The 16213-nt window shown below is 72.4% G+C and carries 14 protein-coding genes; 5 read left to right on the top strand and 9 right to left on the bottom strand.

Annotation, left to right across the window (positions count from 1 at the left end; all coding sequences use genetic code 11):
- The coding region (locus CCN39_RS21165) for an ALF repeat-containing protein (protein WP_208630289.1) at positions 1-1680 on the top strand (1680 nt) is incomplete at its 5' end.
- A gap of 68 nt (positions 1681-1748) precedes the next feature.
- Here CCN39_RS21165 and CCN39_RS21160 read toward each other — a convergent pair.
- Both CCN39_RS21160 and CCN39_RS21155 read right to left on the bottom strand, forming a co-directional pair.
- Complete coding sequence (locus tag CCN39_RS21160) at positions 1749-3314, bottom strand: beta-N-acetylhexosaminidase (RefSeq protein WP_086844552.1); 1566 nt, start codon at positions 3312-3314, stop codon at positions 1749-1751.
- A 65-nt stretch (positions 3315-3379) separates the two neighbouring features.
- Positions 3380-5248, bottom strand: a complete 1869-nt coding sequence (locus tag CCN39_RS21155; protein ID WP_086844550.1) for a propionyl-CoA synthetase — start codon at positions 5246-5248, stop codon at positions 3380-3382.
- Between the two features lie 184 nt (positions 5249-5432).
- Between CCN39_RS21155 and CCN39_RS21150 the strand changes: the two genes are divergently transcribed.
- Positions 5433-7205, top strand: coding sequence for a serine/threonine-protein kinase (locus CCN39_RS21150; RefSeq protein WP_086844554.1), 1773 nt, complete (start codon positions 5433-5435; stop codon positions 7203-7205).
- On the opposite strand, the gene CCN39_RS21145 is transcribed toward CCN39_RS21150, so the two are convergent.
- On the bottom strand, positions 7202-7771 hold the full coding sequence (locus CCN39_RS21145; RefSeq protein WP_086844547.1) for a class I SAM-dependent methyltransferase: 570 nt from the start codon (positions 7769-7771) through the stop codon (positions 7202-7204). The two genes, CCN39_RS21150 and CCN39_RS21145, sit on opposite strands and share 4 nt — an antisense overlap.
- Before the next feature lie 76 nt (positions 7772-7847).
- On the opposite strand from CCN39_RS21145, the gene CCN39_RS21140 reads away from it, so the two are divergent.
- Positions 7848-8561: an AraC family transcriptional regulator gene (locus CCN39_RS21140; RefSeq protein WP_086844545.1), complete on the top strand. Its 714-nt coding sequence runs from the start codon at positions 7848-7850 to the stop codon at positions 8559-8561.
- 1 nt (position 8562) lies between these two features.
- Here CCN39_RS21140 and CCN39_RS21135 read toward each other — a convergent pair whose 3' ends face one another.
- Complete coding sequence (locus tag CCN39_RS21135; protein WP_086844543.1) at positions 8563-10131, bottom strand: dolichyl-phosphate-mannose--protein mannosyltransferase; 1569 nt, start codon at positions 10129-10131, stop codon at positions 8563-8565.
- 68 nt (positions 10132-10199) lie between these two features.
- On the opposite strand from CCN39_RS21135, the gene rsmI reads away from it, so the two are divergent.
- Positions 10200-11036, top strand: coding sequence for a 16S rRNA (cytidine(1402)-2'-O)-methyltransferase (gene rsmI / locus CCN39_RS21130; protein ID WP_086844541.1), 837 nt, complete (start codon positions 10200-10202; stop codon positions 11034-11036).
- Here rsmI and CCN39_RS21125 read toward each other — a convergent pair.
- A complete protein-coding gene (locus CCN39_RS21125; RefSeq protein ID WP_086844539.1) occupies positions 11029-11562 on the bottom strand; it encodes a QsdR family transcriptional regulator in 534 nt (177 codons plus the stop codon). The two genes, rsmI and CCN39_RS21125, sit on opposite strands and share 8 nt — an antisense overlap.
- Before the next feature lie 42 nt (positions 11563-11604).
- Here CCN39_RS21125 and CCN39_RS21120 point away from each other — a divergent pair, with 42 nt between their 5' ends.
- Positions 11605-12561, top strand: a complete 957-nt coding sequence (locus CCN39_RS21120) for a quinone oxidoreductase family protein (protein WP_086844537.1) — start codon at positions 11605-11607, stop codon at positions 12559-12561.
- On the opposite strand, the gene CCN39_RS21115 is transcribed toward CCN39_RS21120, so the two are convergent.
- The 4 genes from CCN39_RS21115 to CCN39_RS21100 all read right to left on the bottom strand — a co-directional run.
- Positions 12538-13788: an aminodeoxychorismate synthase component I gene (locus CCN39_RS21115; protein WP_086844535.1), complete on the bottom strand. Its 1251-nt coding sequence runs from the start codon at positions 13786-13788 to the stop codon at positions 12538-12540. The two genes, CCN39_RS21120 and CCN39_RS21115, sit on opposite strands and share 24 nt — an antisense overlap.
- A gap of 19 nt (positions 13789-13807) precedes the next feature.
- Complete coding sequence (locus CCN39_RS21110) at positions 13808-14422, bottom strand: glycoside hydrolase family 25 protein (RefSeq protein ID WP_086844533.1); 615 nt, start codon at positions 14420-14422, stop codon at positions 13808-13810.
- Positions 14423-14500: 78 nt separating this feature from the next.
- A complete protein-coding gene (locus CCN39_RS21105; RefSeq protein ID WP_086844531.1) occupies positions 14501-15265 on the bottom strand; it encodes an ABC transporter permease in 765 nt (254 codons plus the stop codon).
- A partial coding sequence (locus CCN39_RS21100; RefSeq protein ID WP_086844529.1) for an ATP-binding cassette domain-containing protein occupies positions 15255-16213 on the bottom strand: 959 nt, incomplete at its 5' end. The genes CCN39_RS21105 and CCN39_RS21100, both read right to left, overlap by 11 nt.

The following is a 16213-nucleotide window of genomic DNA, read 5'->3' as shown; positions in this document are numbered from 1 at the left end:
GCCGCCGAAACGGCGCTGGTCGGGGACGACTACGACGTCAAGGCGTTCGTCACCACCGTCCAGCCGGCGACCGTGCGCAAGGACGACCGGGCCAGCGTCGCGGCCATCGCGGCGGCGACGGCCCGCCCGGCCGAGGCGGCGACGGCGCGGACCGCGCTGGTCGGCACCGACGCGCAGGTGCAGGACTTCCTGCGCAACCGCCGGTACCCGGGCAGCGAAACCGACGACCGGGTGCTGGCCACCCAGGTCGTCGCGGCGGGCGGACCGGGCGTGCAGGCCGCGGGCCGCCGCGCCCTCGACGGCACCGCCGACGACATCCGGGCGTTCCTGCGCACCGGGCAGTACACCGCCCGCGAAACCGACGACCGGGTGCTGGCCACGCAGGCCGTCTCGACCGGCGGGCCGGAGGTGCGCGCCTCGGCGCGGGCTTCGCTGGCCGGGCCGGCGAGCGTCGTCCGGACGTTCCTCGAGTCCGGGCTGTACCGGGCGCGGCAGCGGGACGCGCTGACCGCCACCCACCGGGCCGAGGTCGCCGGGTACGTCGCCGACGCCGCCCGCGCGGCGGCGCTGGCCCGCCAGAACGCGGCCGAGGCGGCCAAGGCCGCCGCGGTGGCCCGGGGCGCGGCCGACGACGCGGCCCGCTACGCCCAGCAGGCCAAGGACTCCGCGGACCTGGCCACGACCTACGCCGCGCAGGCCGCGGCGTCGGCCCAGGACGCCAAGGCGTCGGCGGACGCGGCGGTGCAGTCGGCGAACCAGGCCAAGCAGGCCGAGGCCGCCGCCCACCAGGCGGCCCAGCAGGCCCAGCAGTCGGCGAACCGGGCCCAGGCGTCCGCGTCGGACGCGGCGGCCTCGGCCTCCGGCGCCCGGGCCGCCGCCGACGCCGCGGCCAGGTCCGCCGCCGAAGCCCACCTCAGCCGCGACCAGGCCGTGCAGGCCGCGGCCGAGGCCTTCCAGCGGACGGTCGACCTCTACCTGCGCGAGATCGCCGAAGCCGCGGGCGGCAGCCGTCCGGACATGACCGACCCCGACGGGCACCCCTACAGCGACGACCAGGCGGGCCACCCGGAGTACCACCGGCCGGCGGGGTGGGAGCGGGACGCGCAGAAGGAGTACATCCACATGCTCGCCTCGGAGCAGACCGCGGCCGCGCTGGCCGTCTGCCTGAACCGGCCGATCACCTGCGCCCTGTTCAAGCACTGGGCGGGCGCCAGTGGAACGGACTACGTCCTCAGCGCCGACCAGATGGCCAGCTTCTACGGCGACGAGCAATGGCATGGCCCGCTCGACGCCAAACTGAGGACGTACGCCGACCAGGCCGCGGCCAAGTGCACCGGACCGGTCGGGACGACCTGCGCGCTGAAGCTGGACACGAACTGGCTCGGCGGGCAGTTCACCGAGGAACCCGACCACATCTTCGCGCTGCACTCGTTCGAGTACCGGGTCACCGGCGACCTGACCGCCCGGGTGACCGGCGACGGGACGGTGCAGCTGACCGGTGGCTACCGGGTGGACCTCAAGAAGGCGTACAACTTCGACCCGGAAAAGCCGCCGATCAACGTGCGAGGCGTCGACTACAACGTGAAGGCCCTGTCCCAGATGCCGACGGTCGGCATCGCGCGGGACTTCACCGTGCAGGGCAGCACGAACCAGTACCTCGACGTCCCGGGGCACCGGTGAAAGACCTGGGCTGAGGTCGTGCGTGGTGCGGCGGGTTCCGGCCCGCCGCACCACTCACGACCCGGCGCTCACTTCCAGTCGACCTGCGGGGAACGGTAGAAGTCGATGCCCTGCGCCACCCAGCGCGGGGCCTGCTTCGCCAGCCGTGCGCGGTAGGCGTCCCAGTCGTGGGTCGACTTCGGGGACCAGCCGATCTCCGCGATCCCCGGCAGCCGCGGGAACGCCATGTACTCGATGTCGTCGCTGGTGCGGATCGTCTCGGTCCACAGCGGCGCCTCGACGCCCGCGATCCGGTTCTCGCCGACGCCGTCGACCAGCGACGCCGGATCCCAGTTGTAGCCGTCCTTCACCTCGATCAGCGCGGCCCAGTCCTGGCCGAGCGGTGTCTGCGGGGTGTACTTCATGTCGAGGTAGGCGTAGTTCGCCGGCGACATGAGGATCTTGTTGCCGCGCGCCGCGGCCGCCGCGACGTCCGGGTTGCTGCCGCCGAAGTCCCAGTACTGCGGGACCGCCGACACCGGCGGGACCGACTTGGCGATCTCGTGCCAGCCGGTGACCTTCTTGCCGTACTTCGCGACGATCGGCTGAACCTTCCGCTCGAACGTCAGGTAGTCCGCGGGCGGCGTCGAGTGGGCCTCGTCGCCGCCGATGTGCAGGTACGGGCCGGGCGTGAGGGCGGCCAGTTCGCGGACGACGTCCTCGACGAACCGGTACGTGATCGGCGAGGAGATGCACAGCGAGCTGTAGCCGACCTCGGTGTCCGTGCGCGGCGGGACGGCCTTGCCGTCACAGTTCAGCTCCGCGTACGTCGACTGCGCCGCGTTCGTGTGGCCCGGCATGTCGATCTCCGGGATCACCGTGATGTGCCGCGAAGCCGCGTACGCGACGATGTCCCGGTACTGCGCCTGCGTGTAGTAGCCGCCGGGATCGCCGTCGACCGCGGTCCTGCCGCCGACCGTCGCCAGCTTCGGCCAGCTCTTGATCTCGATCCGCCAGCCCTGGTCGTCGGCCAGGTGCAGGTGCAGCGTGTTGACCTTGTACTGGGCGATCTGGTCGATGTAGAGCTTCACCTGGTCCGGCTTGAAGAAGTGCCGGGCGACGTCGAGCATCGCACTGCGCTCGGCGAAGCGCGGGTAGTCGAGGATCGTGCCGCCGGCGACGGTCCACGTCCGGTGCTGCCCGCGCTTGCCCTCGATCGCCGAGGGCAGCAGCTGCCGCAGCGACTGCACGCCTTCGAAGAGCCCGTCGGCGGTGTTGGCGGTCAGCGTGACGCCGTCGCGCGCGACCTTCAGCCGGTAACCCTCGGTGCCGATCCGCGCGTCGTGGCCCAGCTTCAGCGAGATCGCGGGCAGGCCGGCGGCGTGCGGCACGACCGGCAGCGGGTAACCGGTGGCCGGGCGGAGCAGGCCGCGCAGGTAGTCCGCGACCTGGCCGGCGCCGCGGTCGGCGGTGATCACGGTGGCCGGCGTGAGCCGGAAATCGCCGCGAGGATCGGCCTTCGCCGAGACGGGCGCCGGGACGACGTCGGTCACGCTGCGTTCGGGGGCGGCCGGGGCCGCCGAGGCGGAAGCGGGCAGGCCGGCGGCCGTGAGACTCACGACGGCCGCGGTCAGGACGGCTCTGGACAAGCGCATCGAAGCACCTCCGGTCGGGGACTCCCTGCAAAGGTACAGACCAGCCGGTGCATTTGGAACAGCTCTTAACGAAGGGCGGCCCGGATCGCCTCCAGGACGCTCGGGTCCTCGATCGTGGAGGGCACCGCCTCGTCGCGGCCGTCGGCGATCGCACGCATCGTCTTGCGCAGGATCTTCCCCGACCGCGTCTTCGGCAGGGCGTCCACAATGGACACATCGCGGAACGCGGCGACCGGGCCGATGTCCCGCCGGACCATCGCCACGAGTTCGTCGCGCAGCTGGTCCGCGGCGATATCCGCGCCCGCCTTGAGCACCACGAACCCGCGGGGCAGCTGGCCCTTGAGCTGGTCGGCCACGCCGATCACGGCGCACTCGGCGACCGCCGGGTGCGCGGCCAGCACGGCCTCCATCGACCCGGTGGACAGCCGGTGGCCGGCGACGTTGATGACGTCGTCCGTGCGGCCCATGACGAACAGGTAGCCGTCTTCGTCGAAGTAACCGGAGTCGCCGGTGAGGTAGTGGCCTCCGTGGCGGGAGAGGTAGGCATCGCGGTAGCGCTCGTCGTCGCCCCACAGCGTCGGCAGCGATCCCGGCGGCAGCGGCAGCTTCACCGTTATCGCGCCTTCGCGCCCGGCCGGCAGCTCCTCGCCGGCCTGGTCGAGGATGCGGACGTCCCAGCCGGGGACCGGCTTGGTTGCCGACCCCGCCTTGACGTCCATCGGCTCGAGGCCGCGGGTGTTGGCGGCGATCGGCCAGCCGGTCTCGGTCTGCCACCAGTGGTCGACGACCGGGACGCCGAGTTTCTCGTGCGCCCAGTGGTAGGTCTCGGGATCGAGCCGCTCGCCGGCCAGGAACAGCGTCCGGAACTGCTTCAGCTCGTACTTCTCCAGCTCACGGGCGTCCGGGTCGACCTTCTTGACGGCTCGCAGCGCGGTCGGCGCGGTGAACAGGGCCTGGACGCCGTGCTCGGCGATGACCCGCCAGAACGCGCCCGCGTCGGGTGTGCCGACGGGCTTGCCTTCGTACATGACCGTCGTCGCGCCGACGAGCAGTGGCGCGTACACGATGTAGGAGTGCCCGACGACCCAGCCGACGTCGGACGCGGTCCACCAGACGTCGCCGGCGTGGACGTCGTAGACGGCGTCCATCGAGTAGGCGAGGGCGACGGCGTGGCCGCCGGTGTCGCGGACGACGCCCTTCGGCTTCCCGGTCGTCCCGGACGTGTAGAGGATGTACAGCGGATCGGTGGCCGCGACCGGCACCGGGTCGGCCGGGTCGGCGCCCGCGGCCAGCTCGCGCCAGTCGAAGTGACGGCCGGCCGTGGCCGGGGCCTGCTCGCGCTGCAGCATGACGACGTGGTCGGGCTGGTGCTCGGTCATCCCCAGCGCGGCCTCGATGATCGGCTGGTACTCGACCACCCGCGTCGGCTCGATGCCGCAGGACGCGGCCAGGACGACCTTGGGTTTCGCGTCCTCGATCCGCGCGGCCAGCTCCTTCGGCGCGAACCCGCCGAAGACCACCGAGTGCACCGCGCCGATCCGCGCGCAGGCCAGCATCGCGATCGCGGCCTCCGGCACCATCGGCAGGTAGACGATCACCCGGTCACCCTTCGTGACCCCGAGCGAGCGCAGCGCGCCGGCGAAGCGCGCGACGGTGTCCCGGAGCTCCTCGTAGGTGTAGGTGCGTTGCCGTCCGGTCACGGGAGAGTCCCAGATCAGCGCGGCCTGGCCGCCGCGGCCGGCCTCGACGTGCCGGTCCAGCGCGTTGTACGACGTGTTCAGCTCGGCGTCCGGGAACCACCGGTAGAAGGGCGGGTTCGCGTCGTCCAGTGCCCGCTCCGGCGCTCTGGTCCAGCTGATCGACTGGGCCGCGGCCAGCCAGAACGCGTCCCGCTCGGCCAGGCTGCGCCGGTAGGCTTCGGAGTACGCGCCCATGCTCCGCTCCTTCGGGTCGGACGTTGCGCCGATCCCCATCATGGCGCGGGAGCGGCGGGCGCGCCGGATTCCCCCGCGGAAAGACCCGGCAACCTCACGGAGCCCGGGAGCGTCCTAAGCTGGACCGCGGGAATTCACCGCGTGACGGTGCGAAGTGAACACGGACAGTGAGGGGAGCCCGGCGGTGAACGGACTCGCGAGCGCGTTGCTCTCGCTAGCCCATTCCTTGTTCGGCCCGGGCTTCTGCCCCGGCGACTGGGTCTGGGCCACGAGTGCGGCCGGCGCGCTCGTCGCGCTGCTTCCGCCGATCGGCGCGGTCGCCGTGTCGATCATCCGGAAGGGCACGGGCAACCGCTACGACGCCACGACGCTGGGCGTCTTCGGGGTGATCGGCCTGCTCAGCACCCTGGTGCTGCCGTGGCTGCTGGCCATCGGCGTCTCGGGTGTCTACAACGCGGCGTGGGCCAAGGAGAAGACCGGGCTGTCGGACACCGAGCTGTCAGCGCTGAACGGCTCCGGCGGCTGCTGGGTGGACAACCAGCGGGAGTACCTGGGCGGCGGCCAGACCGTCTACGAGGTGCTGTCCTCGCAGAGCGGCAAGGAAATCCCGTTCTTCGTCTACCTGCTGGCCTTCGTCGTCCTGGGCGCGGGCTCGCTGTTCTTCGTGATGCTGCAGGGCCGCACGGCCTTCCGCCGCGGCCCGAAGTGGCCGTCGCGGTTCTTCTGGATCCCGTTCGCCGCGATGCTCGTGTTCAGCGTCGGCATGGAGGCGAACACCGCGCTGCACTTCTTCCTGGGCTTCCTGCCGTTCAGCGTGCTGGGCCTGATCCCGGTCGCGATGGTCGGCCCGCCGCCGTGGTCGGTGATCAACCGGTCGGACCGGTCGGACGAGCCGCCGCCGCGCCGCCAGCAGGAGCCCCAGGGGCCGCCGCCGTCGCAGGTCCAGCCGCGCCCGACCCCGCCGCCTCCGCCGCCGCCCCCGGCCAACCGGCCGTACCCGAAGACGGCGCTGGCGTCGGCGCCCGAGCCGCCGTCCCCGCCGGGCGGCGCGCTGGCCGCGGCGCCGGGCCCGATCCCGCCGCCGCCCGGCTCCCGCAACGCGGGCGGCAGCCGCTACCGCCGCGTCAAGCAGCTCGGCGCGGGCGGGTTCGGCACGGTCTGGCAGGCCGTCGACACCCAGCTGAACCGCACGGTCGCGCTGAAGATCGCGCACGCGCCGGACCGCGACACGGCCGAGCGCATGCAGCGCGAGGCCCGCGCGCTGGCCGTGGTCAGCCACCCGAACTGCGTCAAGGTGTACGACCTGGCCGAAGAGCCGGACGGCCTGGCGCTGGTGATGGAGTACCTGGAGGGCCGTCCGCTCGCCGAGCTGGTCGACGGCCAGGGCCCCCTCGACGACGTCGCGGCGGGCCGGCTGTGGGCGACGATGGCGGGCGCCCTGGCGGCGGCGCACGACAAGGGCGTCCTGCACCGCGACATCAAGCCGTCGAACATCGTGCTGGACCCGAGCGGCCTGGCCCACCTGATCGACTTCGGCATCGCCCGCAGCCAGGGCGACTCGAAGATGACGGCGACGGGGATGATGATCGGCACCCCGGACTTCGTGGCCCCGGAGCAGGCGATGGGCGCAACGGCGTCCCCGGCGTCGGACGCGTGGCAGCTGGCGGCGACGATCAGCTACGCGCTGTCGGGCCAGCCGCCGCGCGGAACGCGGGAGACACCGATGGCGGCGTTGATGGCGGCGGCGCGGGCCGAGCCGGTGTCGCGGCTGCCGCAGCGGAGCGCGCACGCCCGGCTGCTGGCGGCCTCGCTGGACCCGGAACCGCGCCGGCGCCCGACGTTGAACGCGGTGCGGCGTGAGGTCGAGGGGTGGCTTTCGCGGGCGGGCAAGTCCGCGGACGGCCCGGTGACGCGGGTGGTGCCGCGGCAGCCGGGGAGCCAGCTGCCGCGCCGCTAGCCGGGCTTGATCGCCGAGAAGCTCACGATCTCCTTCGGCCGGACCTTCACTTCGACCTGCTCGAACCCCGCCTTCGCCAGGCGGCCGGGCAGTGTCGGCGCAGGGACCACGTTCATCGTGTCGCCGATGTGCAGGAGCCGGAACCGGAAGCTGAGCTGGCTGTCCGTGCCGCAGAACTTCCCGCCCGGGCGCAGCACCCGGGCGGCCTCGGCGAAGATCGCGTCCTGCAGCTCGGGCGTCGGGACGTGGTGCAGCATCGTGAAGCACACCACCGCCGAAAACCGCCCGGTCTCGAACGGCATCTCCGCGCCGCTGCCCTCGACCACCTCCGCGCGGGCACCGAACTTCTCCCGCAGGAGCGACGTCGAGGCCGGGTCGATCTCCAGGACCGTCAGCTTCGGGACCGCGTCGAGCAGCACCTTCGTCGTCGCGCCGAAGCCGGGGCCCACCTCGAGCACGTCGTCGCCGAGGCGGTGGCGGGCCAGCCAGGGGGTCAGGCGCTCCTCGACCGTGTCCGCCCACTTGGCCGAGCTGCAGATCTTGCGGTGGATGAGGTTCATCGGCATGCGTCCGACGCTATTTCGAGACGGGCGTGACCGGTAGCCGATACGCTGCCAACCGATGTCGCCAACCAGTCAAGCCATGCTGCTCGGGGCGTTCGACCTGCCCGCCGGGACCTGGTTCCCGTGGCACGAGCACCCGTCCCACCAGCTGGTCTGGTCGGCCCGCGGCGTCGTCGCGGTCAAAGCGGGCGACGCCGGGTGGGTGCTGCCGCCGACGCGGGCCCTCTGGATGCCCGCCGGGGTCCGGCACCGGACCGGCGCGCTCGGCCGGGCGGCCCTTCGCGGCATCTACGCCGATCCGGCGCGCTCACCGGTGGCGTGGCCGGAGCCGCGGGTGGTCGTCGTCCGGCCGCTGCTGCGGGAGCTGCTGGAGTACCTGACCGGCGACGGCGTCGCCCCCGACGCCCGGCTGCGTGCCGAAGCCGTGGCCTTCGACCTGCTGGAACCGCTGGACGTGGTGCCGATCGTGGTGCCGGCGCCGGAAGACCCGCGGGCCCTCGACGTGGCGGCGGCCGTGCTCGCGAACCCGGCGGACTCCCGCACGCTCGCCGAGTTCGGCCGGGACGTCGGGGCCGCGGAACGCACCCTCGCGCGGATCTTCGTCCGGGAGTGCCGGATGCCGTTCGGGACGTGGCGCACGCAGGTGCGGCTGCGTGCGGCGTTGCCACTGCTGGCCCAGGCCACGCCGCTGGAGACGGTGGCCTACCGCGTCGGGTACAGCTCGGCGAGCGCGTTCGTGGCCGCGTTCCGGCGGGCCGTCGGGGTCACGCCGGGGGCGTACTTCGCGGGCTGAGCTACCGCCAGGACGGCAGCCAGCGCTCGGCCTCCCACTGGCCGTTCGTGATCGCGATGCCGTTCAGGATCGGCCACAGCCAGGCGAAGTTCGCCACCACCAGCCCGACGTACAGCGACACCACCAGCAGGCCCGTGCCGCGTCTCTCGAAGCCGCGCCGGGCGCTGCCCAGGATCTGGCCCAGGCACAACGTCAGCCCCAGCACCAGGAACGCCGCCAGCGGGGTCGCGTAGAAGAAGTACATCTGGCGGTCGATGTTGGTGAACCAGAAGACGTACCCGCCCAGGTAGCCCACCAGGACCGCCGCGAAGCGCCAGTCCGCGCGGAAGATCGAACGCCACACCGCCCAGCCGAGCATCGGGATCGCCAGCCACCACATCGCCGGGGTGCCGATCAGCATCGTCGCGCTGATGCAGCGGGCCTCCCCGCAGCCGGTGACTTCGCCGTTGTAGCTGTAGAGCATCGGGCGCAGGCCCATCGGCCACGTCCACGGCTTCGACTCCCACGGGTGCGGGTTGTCCTTGGGCGTGACCAGCGTTTCGTGGAAGTGCAGGACGTTCGCCGTGTAGTCGCCGAGCGAGCGCAGCGCCGGCGGCATCCACGACCAGAAGCCCGGCGCGATGTCCTTGATCTCGGTGTAGTGCCGGTCGGTGGCCGTTTCGCTGGCGAACCAGGCCCAGTACGCGGCGAAGTACATCAGGAACGGGATGATCAGGATCGCCCACAGCGCGGGCAGCACGTCCCGGCGGATCGTGCCCAGCCAGGGCCGTTCGACGCCGGCCGCGCGCCGCGCCGCGACGTCGAAGAAGACGGTGAGCAGCCCGAACGCGACGATGTAGTACAGCGCCGACCACTTGACGCCGAACGTGAGCCCGATCATCAACCCGGTTCCGAACCGCCACCAGCGGAAGCCGAGCTTGGGACCCCAGACGGTCTCGTTCACCCAGCCTTCGCGGACCGCCGTCGCGAGCCGTTCGCGCACCTGGTCGCGGTCGGCGAGCACGCAGGCGAACGCGGCGAGCACGAACAGCGCGATGAAGATGTCGAGCATGCCCATGCGCGACTGCAGGTGCAGGACGCCGTCACTGATCACCAGGATGCCGGCGATGCCGCCGAGCAGCGTCGAGCGGGTGAGGCGGCGGGCGATCCGGATGGTCAGCAGCACCATCAGCGTGCCGGCCAGCGCGGGCATGATGCGCCAGCCCCAGCCGTTGTAGCCGAACAGCCATTCGCCGATCGCGATCAGCTGCTTCGCCAGCGGCGGGTGGACGACCAGCTCGTAGCCGTAGTTGTCTTCGTAACCGCCGTTGCGCAGCACCTGCCACGCCTGCGGCACGTAGTGCTTCTCGTCGAAGACCGGGCTGCCCTTGTCGGTCGGCACGCCGAGGTTCTGCAGGCGGACGATGCCGCCGATCACGGTCAGCACCAGGGTGACGACCCAGCCGCGGAGGCGATCGGTCGGCATGCCCCGGCCGAGCAGGGTCAGCTCGCGGTCGGTGGGCGGCCGGAGCGCCTCGACCGGGTCCGGCCGGACGCTTTCGTCGTCGGGACGGGTCAGCACGGCGGTCACGGGGGCGATCCTACGGGCGGGACGGGGCGTCCGTCGTCCGGATCCGCTGATCAGCCTAGGCTGGCCGGGTGACTCCGGGTCGTCTCATCCTCGCCGCCACCCCGCTCGGCGACGTCCGCGACGCTTCACCGCGCCTGGCGGCGGCCCTGGCGGACGCCGACGTCGTCGCGGCCGAGGACACGCGCCGGTTCCGGTCGCTGGCGACGGCGCTGGGCGTGACCCCGCGCGGCCGGGTGGTGAGCTTCTACGAAGACGTCGAGGCGGCGCGCCTGCCCAAACTGCTCGAGGCGTTGCACGCGGGCGAGACGGTGGTCCTGGTGACCGACGCCGGCATGCCGAGCGTGTCCGACCCGGGTTTCCGCCTGGTGGCCGCCTGTGTGGCCGAATCGCTGCCGGTGACCTGCCTGCCCGGCCCGTCCGCGGTGACGACGGCGCTCGCGTTGTCCGGTTTGCCGTGCGACCGGTTCTGCTTCGAGGGGTTCGCGCCGCGCAAGCCGGGCGAGCGCACGCGCTGGCTGACGGCGTTGCGCGACGAGCCACGGACGGCGGTGTTCTTCGAGTCCCCGCACCGCCTGGCGTCCCTGTTGTCCGATGCGGCCGCGGTTCTGGGGCCCGACCGGCGCGCGGCGGTGTGCCGGGAGCTGACGAAGACGTATGAAGAAGTCAAGCGGGGAACCCTCCCGGAGCTGGCTTCGTGGGCTGAGGACGGGGTGCGCGGCGAGATCACGGTCGTGCTGTCCGGGGCCCCGCCGAGGCAGGTTTCGGTGGCGGACCTGGTGGCCGAGGTGGCGGCCCGGGTGGCCTCCGGCGAACGGCTGAAGTCGGCCGCGGCGGAGGTCGCCGAGGCGACCGGGGTGTCCAAAAAGGAGCTCTACGACGCCGTGCTGGCGGCCCGGGTCAAGTGAGCAGCGCGGTGACCGCGGCATGCGCCTTCGCCGCGTCCGGGGCGTCTCCGGTGATCACGTCCGTGTACACGAACGACTCGCCGATCCGCACCAGCAGGTAGGCCAGGTCCGGCACCGGCAGCGGCGGGGCCAGCCGGCCGGCCGCGACCTCGTCCTCCAGCAGGGTGACCAGCTTTTCCGTCGTCCGCTGCTGGCACACGCTCGCCTTCGTCGTCAGCAGCCGCAGGGCCCGCTCCGGCTCGCGGCGCAGGAAGTCGCGGAACGGCGGTGAGTCGTTCGCCAGCCGGACGTACCCGCTCACGAAGTCCGCCACCCCGGCCGCGCCGCGGCCGACGCAGGCCGGCCAGAGCCGGGCGATCGAGACCTCCGAGAGCGACCACAGGATCTCGCCGAGGAGCCGGTCGCGGCTGCCGATGCGGCGGTGCAGGGTCGCCCGGCTGATCGACAGCTCCTGGGCCAGCTCGCCCATGTCCAGCCGGCGGCCGGACAGGAACCACTCACGGGCCACCTCGAACTCCTGAGACATATGTCAGAATGTCTCACAACCACGACGGAGAGGGAACGCGACATGCGCGCAGTGCAGGTGACCGAGTTCGGCGGACCCGAGGTGCTCACCCCCGTCGAGCTGCCCGACCCGGTGGCGGGCCCCGGCGAGGTACTCATCGACGTCGAGCGCATCGGCGTCAACTACGCCGACACCCACCAGGCGGAGAACTCCTACCTCGCGCCGTCCCAGCTGCCGCTCGTCCCCGGCGGCGAGGTGGTCGGCACCCACGACGGCAAGCGGGTCGTCGCCCTGCTCAACGGCGGGGGCGGGTACGCCGAGAAGGCCGTCGCCCCGGCGGCCACGACGATCCCGTTGCCCGACGGCATCGACGACCTCACCGCGCTGTCCATGCTGGTCCAGGGCACGACCGCCTGGGTCCTGCTCCGCCGGAACGCCCACCTCGAGAAGGGTGAGTCGGTCGTCGTGCACGCCGCCGCCGGTGGGGTCGGGACCGTCGCCGTCCAGCTCGCCAAGGCGTGGGGCGCCGGCCGGGTCATCGCCACCGCGAGCAGCGAGGAGAAGCGCGCGCTCGCCCTCGAGCTCGGTGCGGACGTCGCCATCGACTCGCGCGCCGAGGACATGACGACCGCGCTGATGGAGGCGAACAACGGCCGTCGCGTCGACGTCGTGCTCGACATGGTCGGCGGGACCACCACCGACCAGAGCATCGCCGCGCTCGCCCCGTTCGGCCGCCTGGCCTTCTACGGCATGGCGGGCCGCGAGAACCCGAAGCCCGTTGAGCTGCGCAACGTCCTCGGCCACAGCACCACGATCAGCGGCATGTGGCTGCCACACGTCTTCCGCCTGCCGGGCAACGTCTTCGGGACCGCTCTCACCGAGCTGTTCGACCTGGTGCTGGCCGGCCGGCTCAAGGCCATCCCGGGCGGGGAGTACGCCCTGTCCGACGCCCGCGGCGCGCACGAGGCCCTGCGTTCCCGCAAGACAGTCGGCAAGCTACTGCTCGACCCCGGCAAGTAGGAGTTCCAGGGGTGCCGCCTTGTGGAGGCACTCCTGCCACTCCGCCTCCGGGTCCGAATCGGCCGTGATGCCGCCGCCCACACCCAGGGAGATCGTGCCGGAAGCGATCTCGAACGTCCGGATCGCGACGTTCAGCTCCAGGCCCGCCACCGGCGACACCAGCCCGATCGCGCCCGTGTAGACACCGCGTCCGCACGGCTCCAGCGAGGCGATCAGGTCCAGCGCGCGGATCTTCGGCGCGCCCGTCACCGACCCCGGCGGAAAGGTCGCCGCCAGGAGGTCTTCGTCCGACACGGCGGGGCGCAGGACGCCGGTCACCGTCGAGTCCAGGTGCCACACCCCCGGCGCCGGCCGGACCTGCAGCAGCGACGGCACCGTCACCGAGCCCACCTCGCACACCCGGCCGAGGTCGTTGCGCACCAGGTCGGTGATCATCACGTTCTCCGCGACGTCCTTTGCGGACTGACGCAGCAGCAGGGCGTTCCCGTCGTCGGCGGGCCCGCGGCGGGGGAGCGTCCCCTTGATCGGCGTCGAGCGCACCGAACGCCCGTGGCGGGCGAGGAACAGCTCCGGCGAGAACGAGACCACCGACCCCCACGGCCCCGACAGGAAGGCCGCGCGCCGGGGTGACAGCGAAGACACCCCCGCGGCGAACAACGCCGCGGGAGACCCCGAGAACGGGCCTGTGAACCGCGCGCAGATGTTGGCCTGGAACAGCTCCCCGGCCTCGATCGCGTGCACGCACGCCTTCACCGCGTCCCGGTGCTCCGACGGCAGCGGGCGTCGCAGCGGTCCCGCCGTCCACGAACGGGCCGGCCCGGCTGCGGCCAGCAGCGATTCCATTGTGGACACAGAGGGCCCGCCGCCGTCCAGCGACTCCAGGTAGCACGTTCCCGAGGCGGACCACCGCAGCACGTGGTCCGCCCAGCCCCACGCGGACGCGGGCAACGCACCGGTGCGGCCGGACGGGTCCGCCGAGTCGTAGGACAGGTACCCGAACCAGCCGCCGCCGATCACGCCGGGTGCGGCGTCGGCCTCCGGTGCGAAGGGCGGCAGCGCGGACGGGGCGACGGCAAGCGACGGCGCGATCACGGCCCGGGAGGAAAACCACTCACCGGACAGCATCGCGGGCGGCGGCAACCCCCGCGAAGCATTGTGGTGGGCCAGAGCCGAAAGAGCGCGCGCCGGCGTCACGTCCGTCCGGAGTGCCCTGCTCGTCACGCGCATGGCGACATACCACCACACGTCAGAGCAGCAAGTCGCCCAATGTGAACGGGTATACGACGGCGTTCTGCTCGACCGGCGCCGCGATGCCGGGGACGTCCGGGGCGTAGGCGTGCTGGTGCACGCCGAGCCGCGAGTGGAACCAGCCCGGCCTGCCGGGGATGCCGTTGTGCCGGATCAGCCACAGCACGACCTCGCTGTCGGCCCAGCGGTCCGGGTGCAGCCGGTGCGCCCAGCAGTCGTGGTCGGCGTAGACCAGCACCCGCTCGATGCGCGCCGCGTGCCGGACGTGCTTGATCCACGCCTTGACGAACCGGTCGTCGACGCTCGGCGCCGCCACCTCCAGCGCCGGGGCGAGCGAGCCGGTGGCGAACGCGCCGAGCCGGCTCGCCGTCCGCACGAAGAACTCCGCCTGGTCGTGGACCGCGCCCGGCCGGGCGTAGTGCCGTCCGCCCGCGTGCAGCCCGGCTTCCTGCGCGCCGGCCAGGTTGCGCTCCGCGGCGGGATTGCTCCAGTTGACGTTCTCGCTGATCGTCACCGACACGAACCGGGTCTGCGCGGCCCGGACGGCCTGCCAGTCGGCCACCTGCTCGCGGTGCGACAGCGAGATGCCGAGCTCACTCTCCGGCTCTGTCACGGTCCGCCCCCGGCACGTCGGTGGAGAGCACACCATACGTCGCCGGAGACGGACCCGCAGTGACAAACGCGCGGTTGATCAGGCGTTTTCCTTTTGGAACGTCCGGGTGCCCCACCACAGGGACAACACCGCCATCACCAGCACCACGACACTGCCCGTGAACAGGGCGTCCATCGTGAAGTCGCCGCCGAAGCTGTTCCGCTCGACGTCGACGACGTGCCGGAACGGGTTGATCCGCGAGACCGTGTAGAGCCAGTCCGGCGCCTTCCCGGCGGTGATCGGCAGCAGGATCCCGGAGAGCAGCAGCAGCGGGATGAGCACCGCGTTGAGCAGGGCGGGGAACGTCTCCTCGCTCTTCAGCGTCAACGCCAGCGCGTACGAGCACGACGCCAGCGACACCGCCAGCAGGAACACGATCGCCAGGCACAGCAGCACGCCCCCGACCGGGGCGTCGAGCGGGAAGACCAGCGCGGCCAGCACGATGATCAGCACGGCCTGCACCACCGCCTGCAGCGCGTTGGCCAGCACCTTGCCCAGCAGCAGCGCGACCCGGCTGACCGGCGTCACCCGGAACCGTTCGACGACGCCGGAGCGGTACTCGGCCAGCAGCCCGAAGCCGACGAATGAGCTGCCGAACAGCGCCAGCTGGGCGATCAGCGCCGGGGTCAGCAGCATCCAGCCCTGCACTTCGGTCAGGCCCTGGCCCTGCATGGCCTGCACCATCAGCGGCCCGAAGAGGAACAGGTACAGCAGCGGCTGCATGATCCCGATCAGCACCCAGGTCGGGTTGCGCAGGGCCGCCGTCATGTCGCGGCGGAAGATCAGCCAGGTGTCACGCAGCACGGCCGGCCTCCTCCGCTTCCCGCAGCGAACGCCCGGTCAACGTCAGGAAAACGTCGTCCAGCGTCGGCCGGTGCACCTGCACCGACAGCATCGCGATGCTCTTCGCGTCCAGCGCCCGCAGCAGCTCCGGCAGCGCGACGTCGCCGCGCGGCACCCGGAACCGGATCTCCCCGCCGTCGGCGGACAGCTCCTGGGCACCGGCGAGCCGTCCGGCGATCTCCGCGGCGTCCGCGGCCTGCTCCGGCTCGACGCCCACTTCGACGCGGTCGCCGTTGACCCGCGCCTTGAGCGCGTCCGGCGTCCCTTCGGCGACGATCCGGCCGTCGTCGATCACGATCAGCCGGTCCGACAGCGCGTCCGCCTCGTCGAGGTAGTGGGTGGTCAGGAAGACCGTGACACCCTGCTCGGCGCGCAGCCGGCGGATGTGGTCCCACAGGTTGGCGCGGCTCTGCGGGTCGAGACCGGTCGACGGCTCGTCGAGGAACACCAGGCCGGGCGAGTGGATCAGCCCGAGCGCGATGTCGAGCCGGCGCCGCTGCCCGCCCGACAGCGTCTTGGTCAGCCGCTGGTCCAGCCCGGTCAGGTCGAGCTGCTCGGCGAGCTCGGCGCCGCGCGCGATCGCGTCGGCCTTGCTCATCCGGTAGAGCCGGCCCTGCAGCTCCAGCTCGTCGGCGACCTTGCTCTCCGGCGCGCTGCCGCCGCCCTGGGCGACGTACCCGATCCGCTTGCGCACGCCGAGCGGGTCGGACAGCAGGTCGCAGCCGCCGACGGTCGCGGTGCCCGCGGTCGGCTTCAGCAGCGTCGTCAGCATGCGCAGCGTGGTCGTCTTCCCGGCGCCGTTGGGCCCGAGGAAGCCGACCAGCTCGCCCGCTTCGACGTCGAGGTCGACGCCCTTCACCGCGTGGACTTCGCCCCCAGTGCGGCCCTTGCGGCGGAACCGCCGCTCGA

Source organism: Amycolatopsis kentuckyensis, from assembly GCF_002155975.1.
In the GTDB taxonomy this organism is placed as follows: Bacteria; Actinomycetota; Actinomycetes; order Mycobacteriales; family Pseudonocardiaceae; genus Amycolatopsis; species Amycolatopsis kentuckyensis.
The sequence above is the reverse complement of the archived record's forward strand: the minus strand, read 5'-3'. Positions and strand labels throughout refer to the sequence as shown.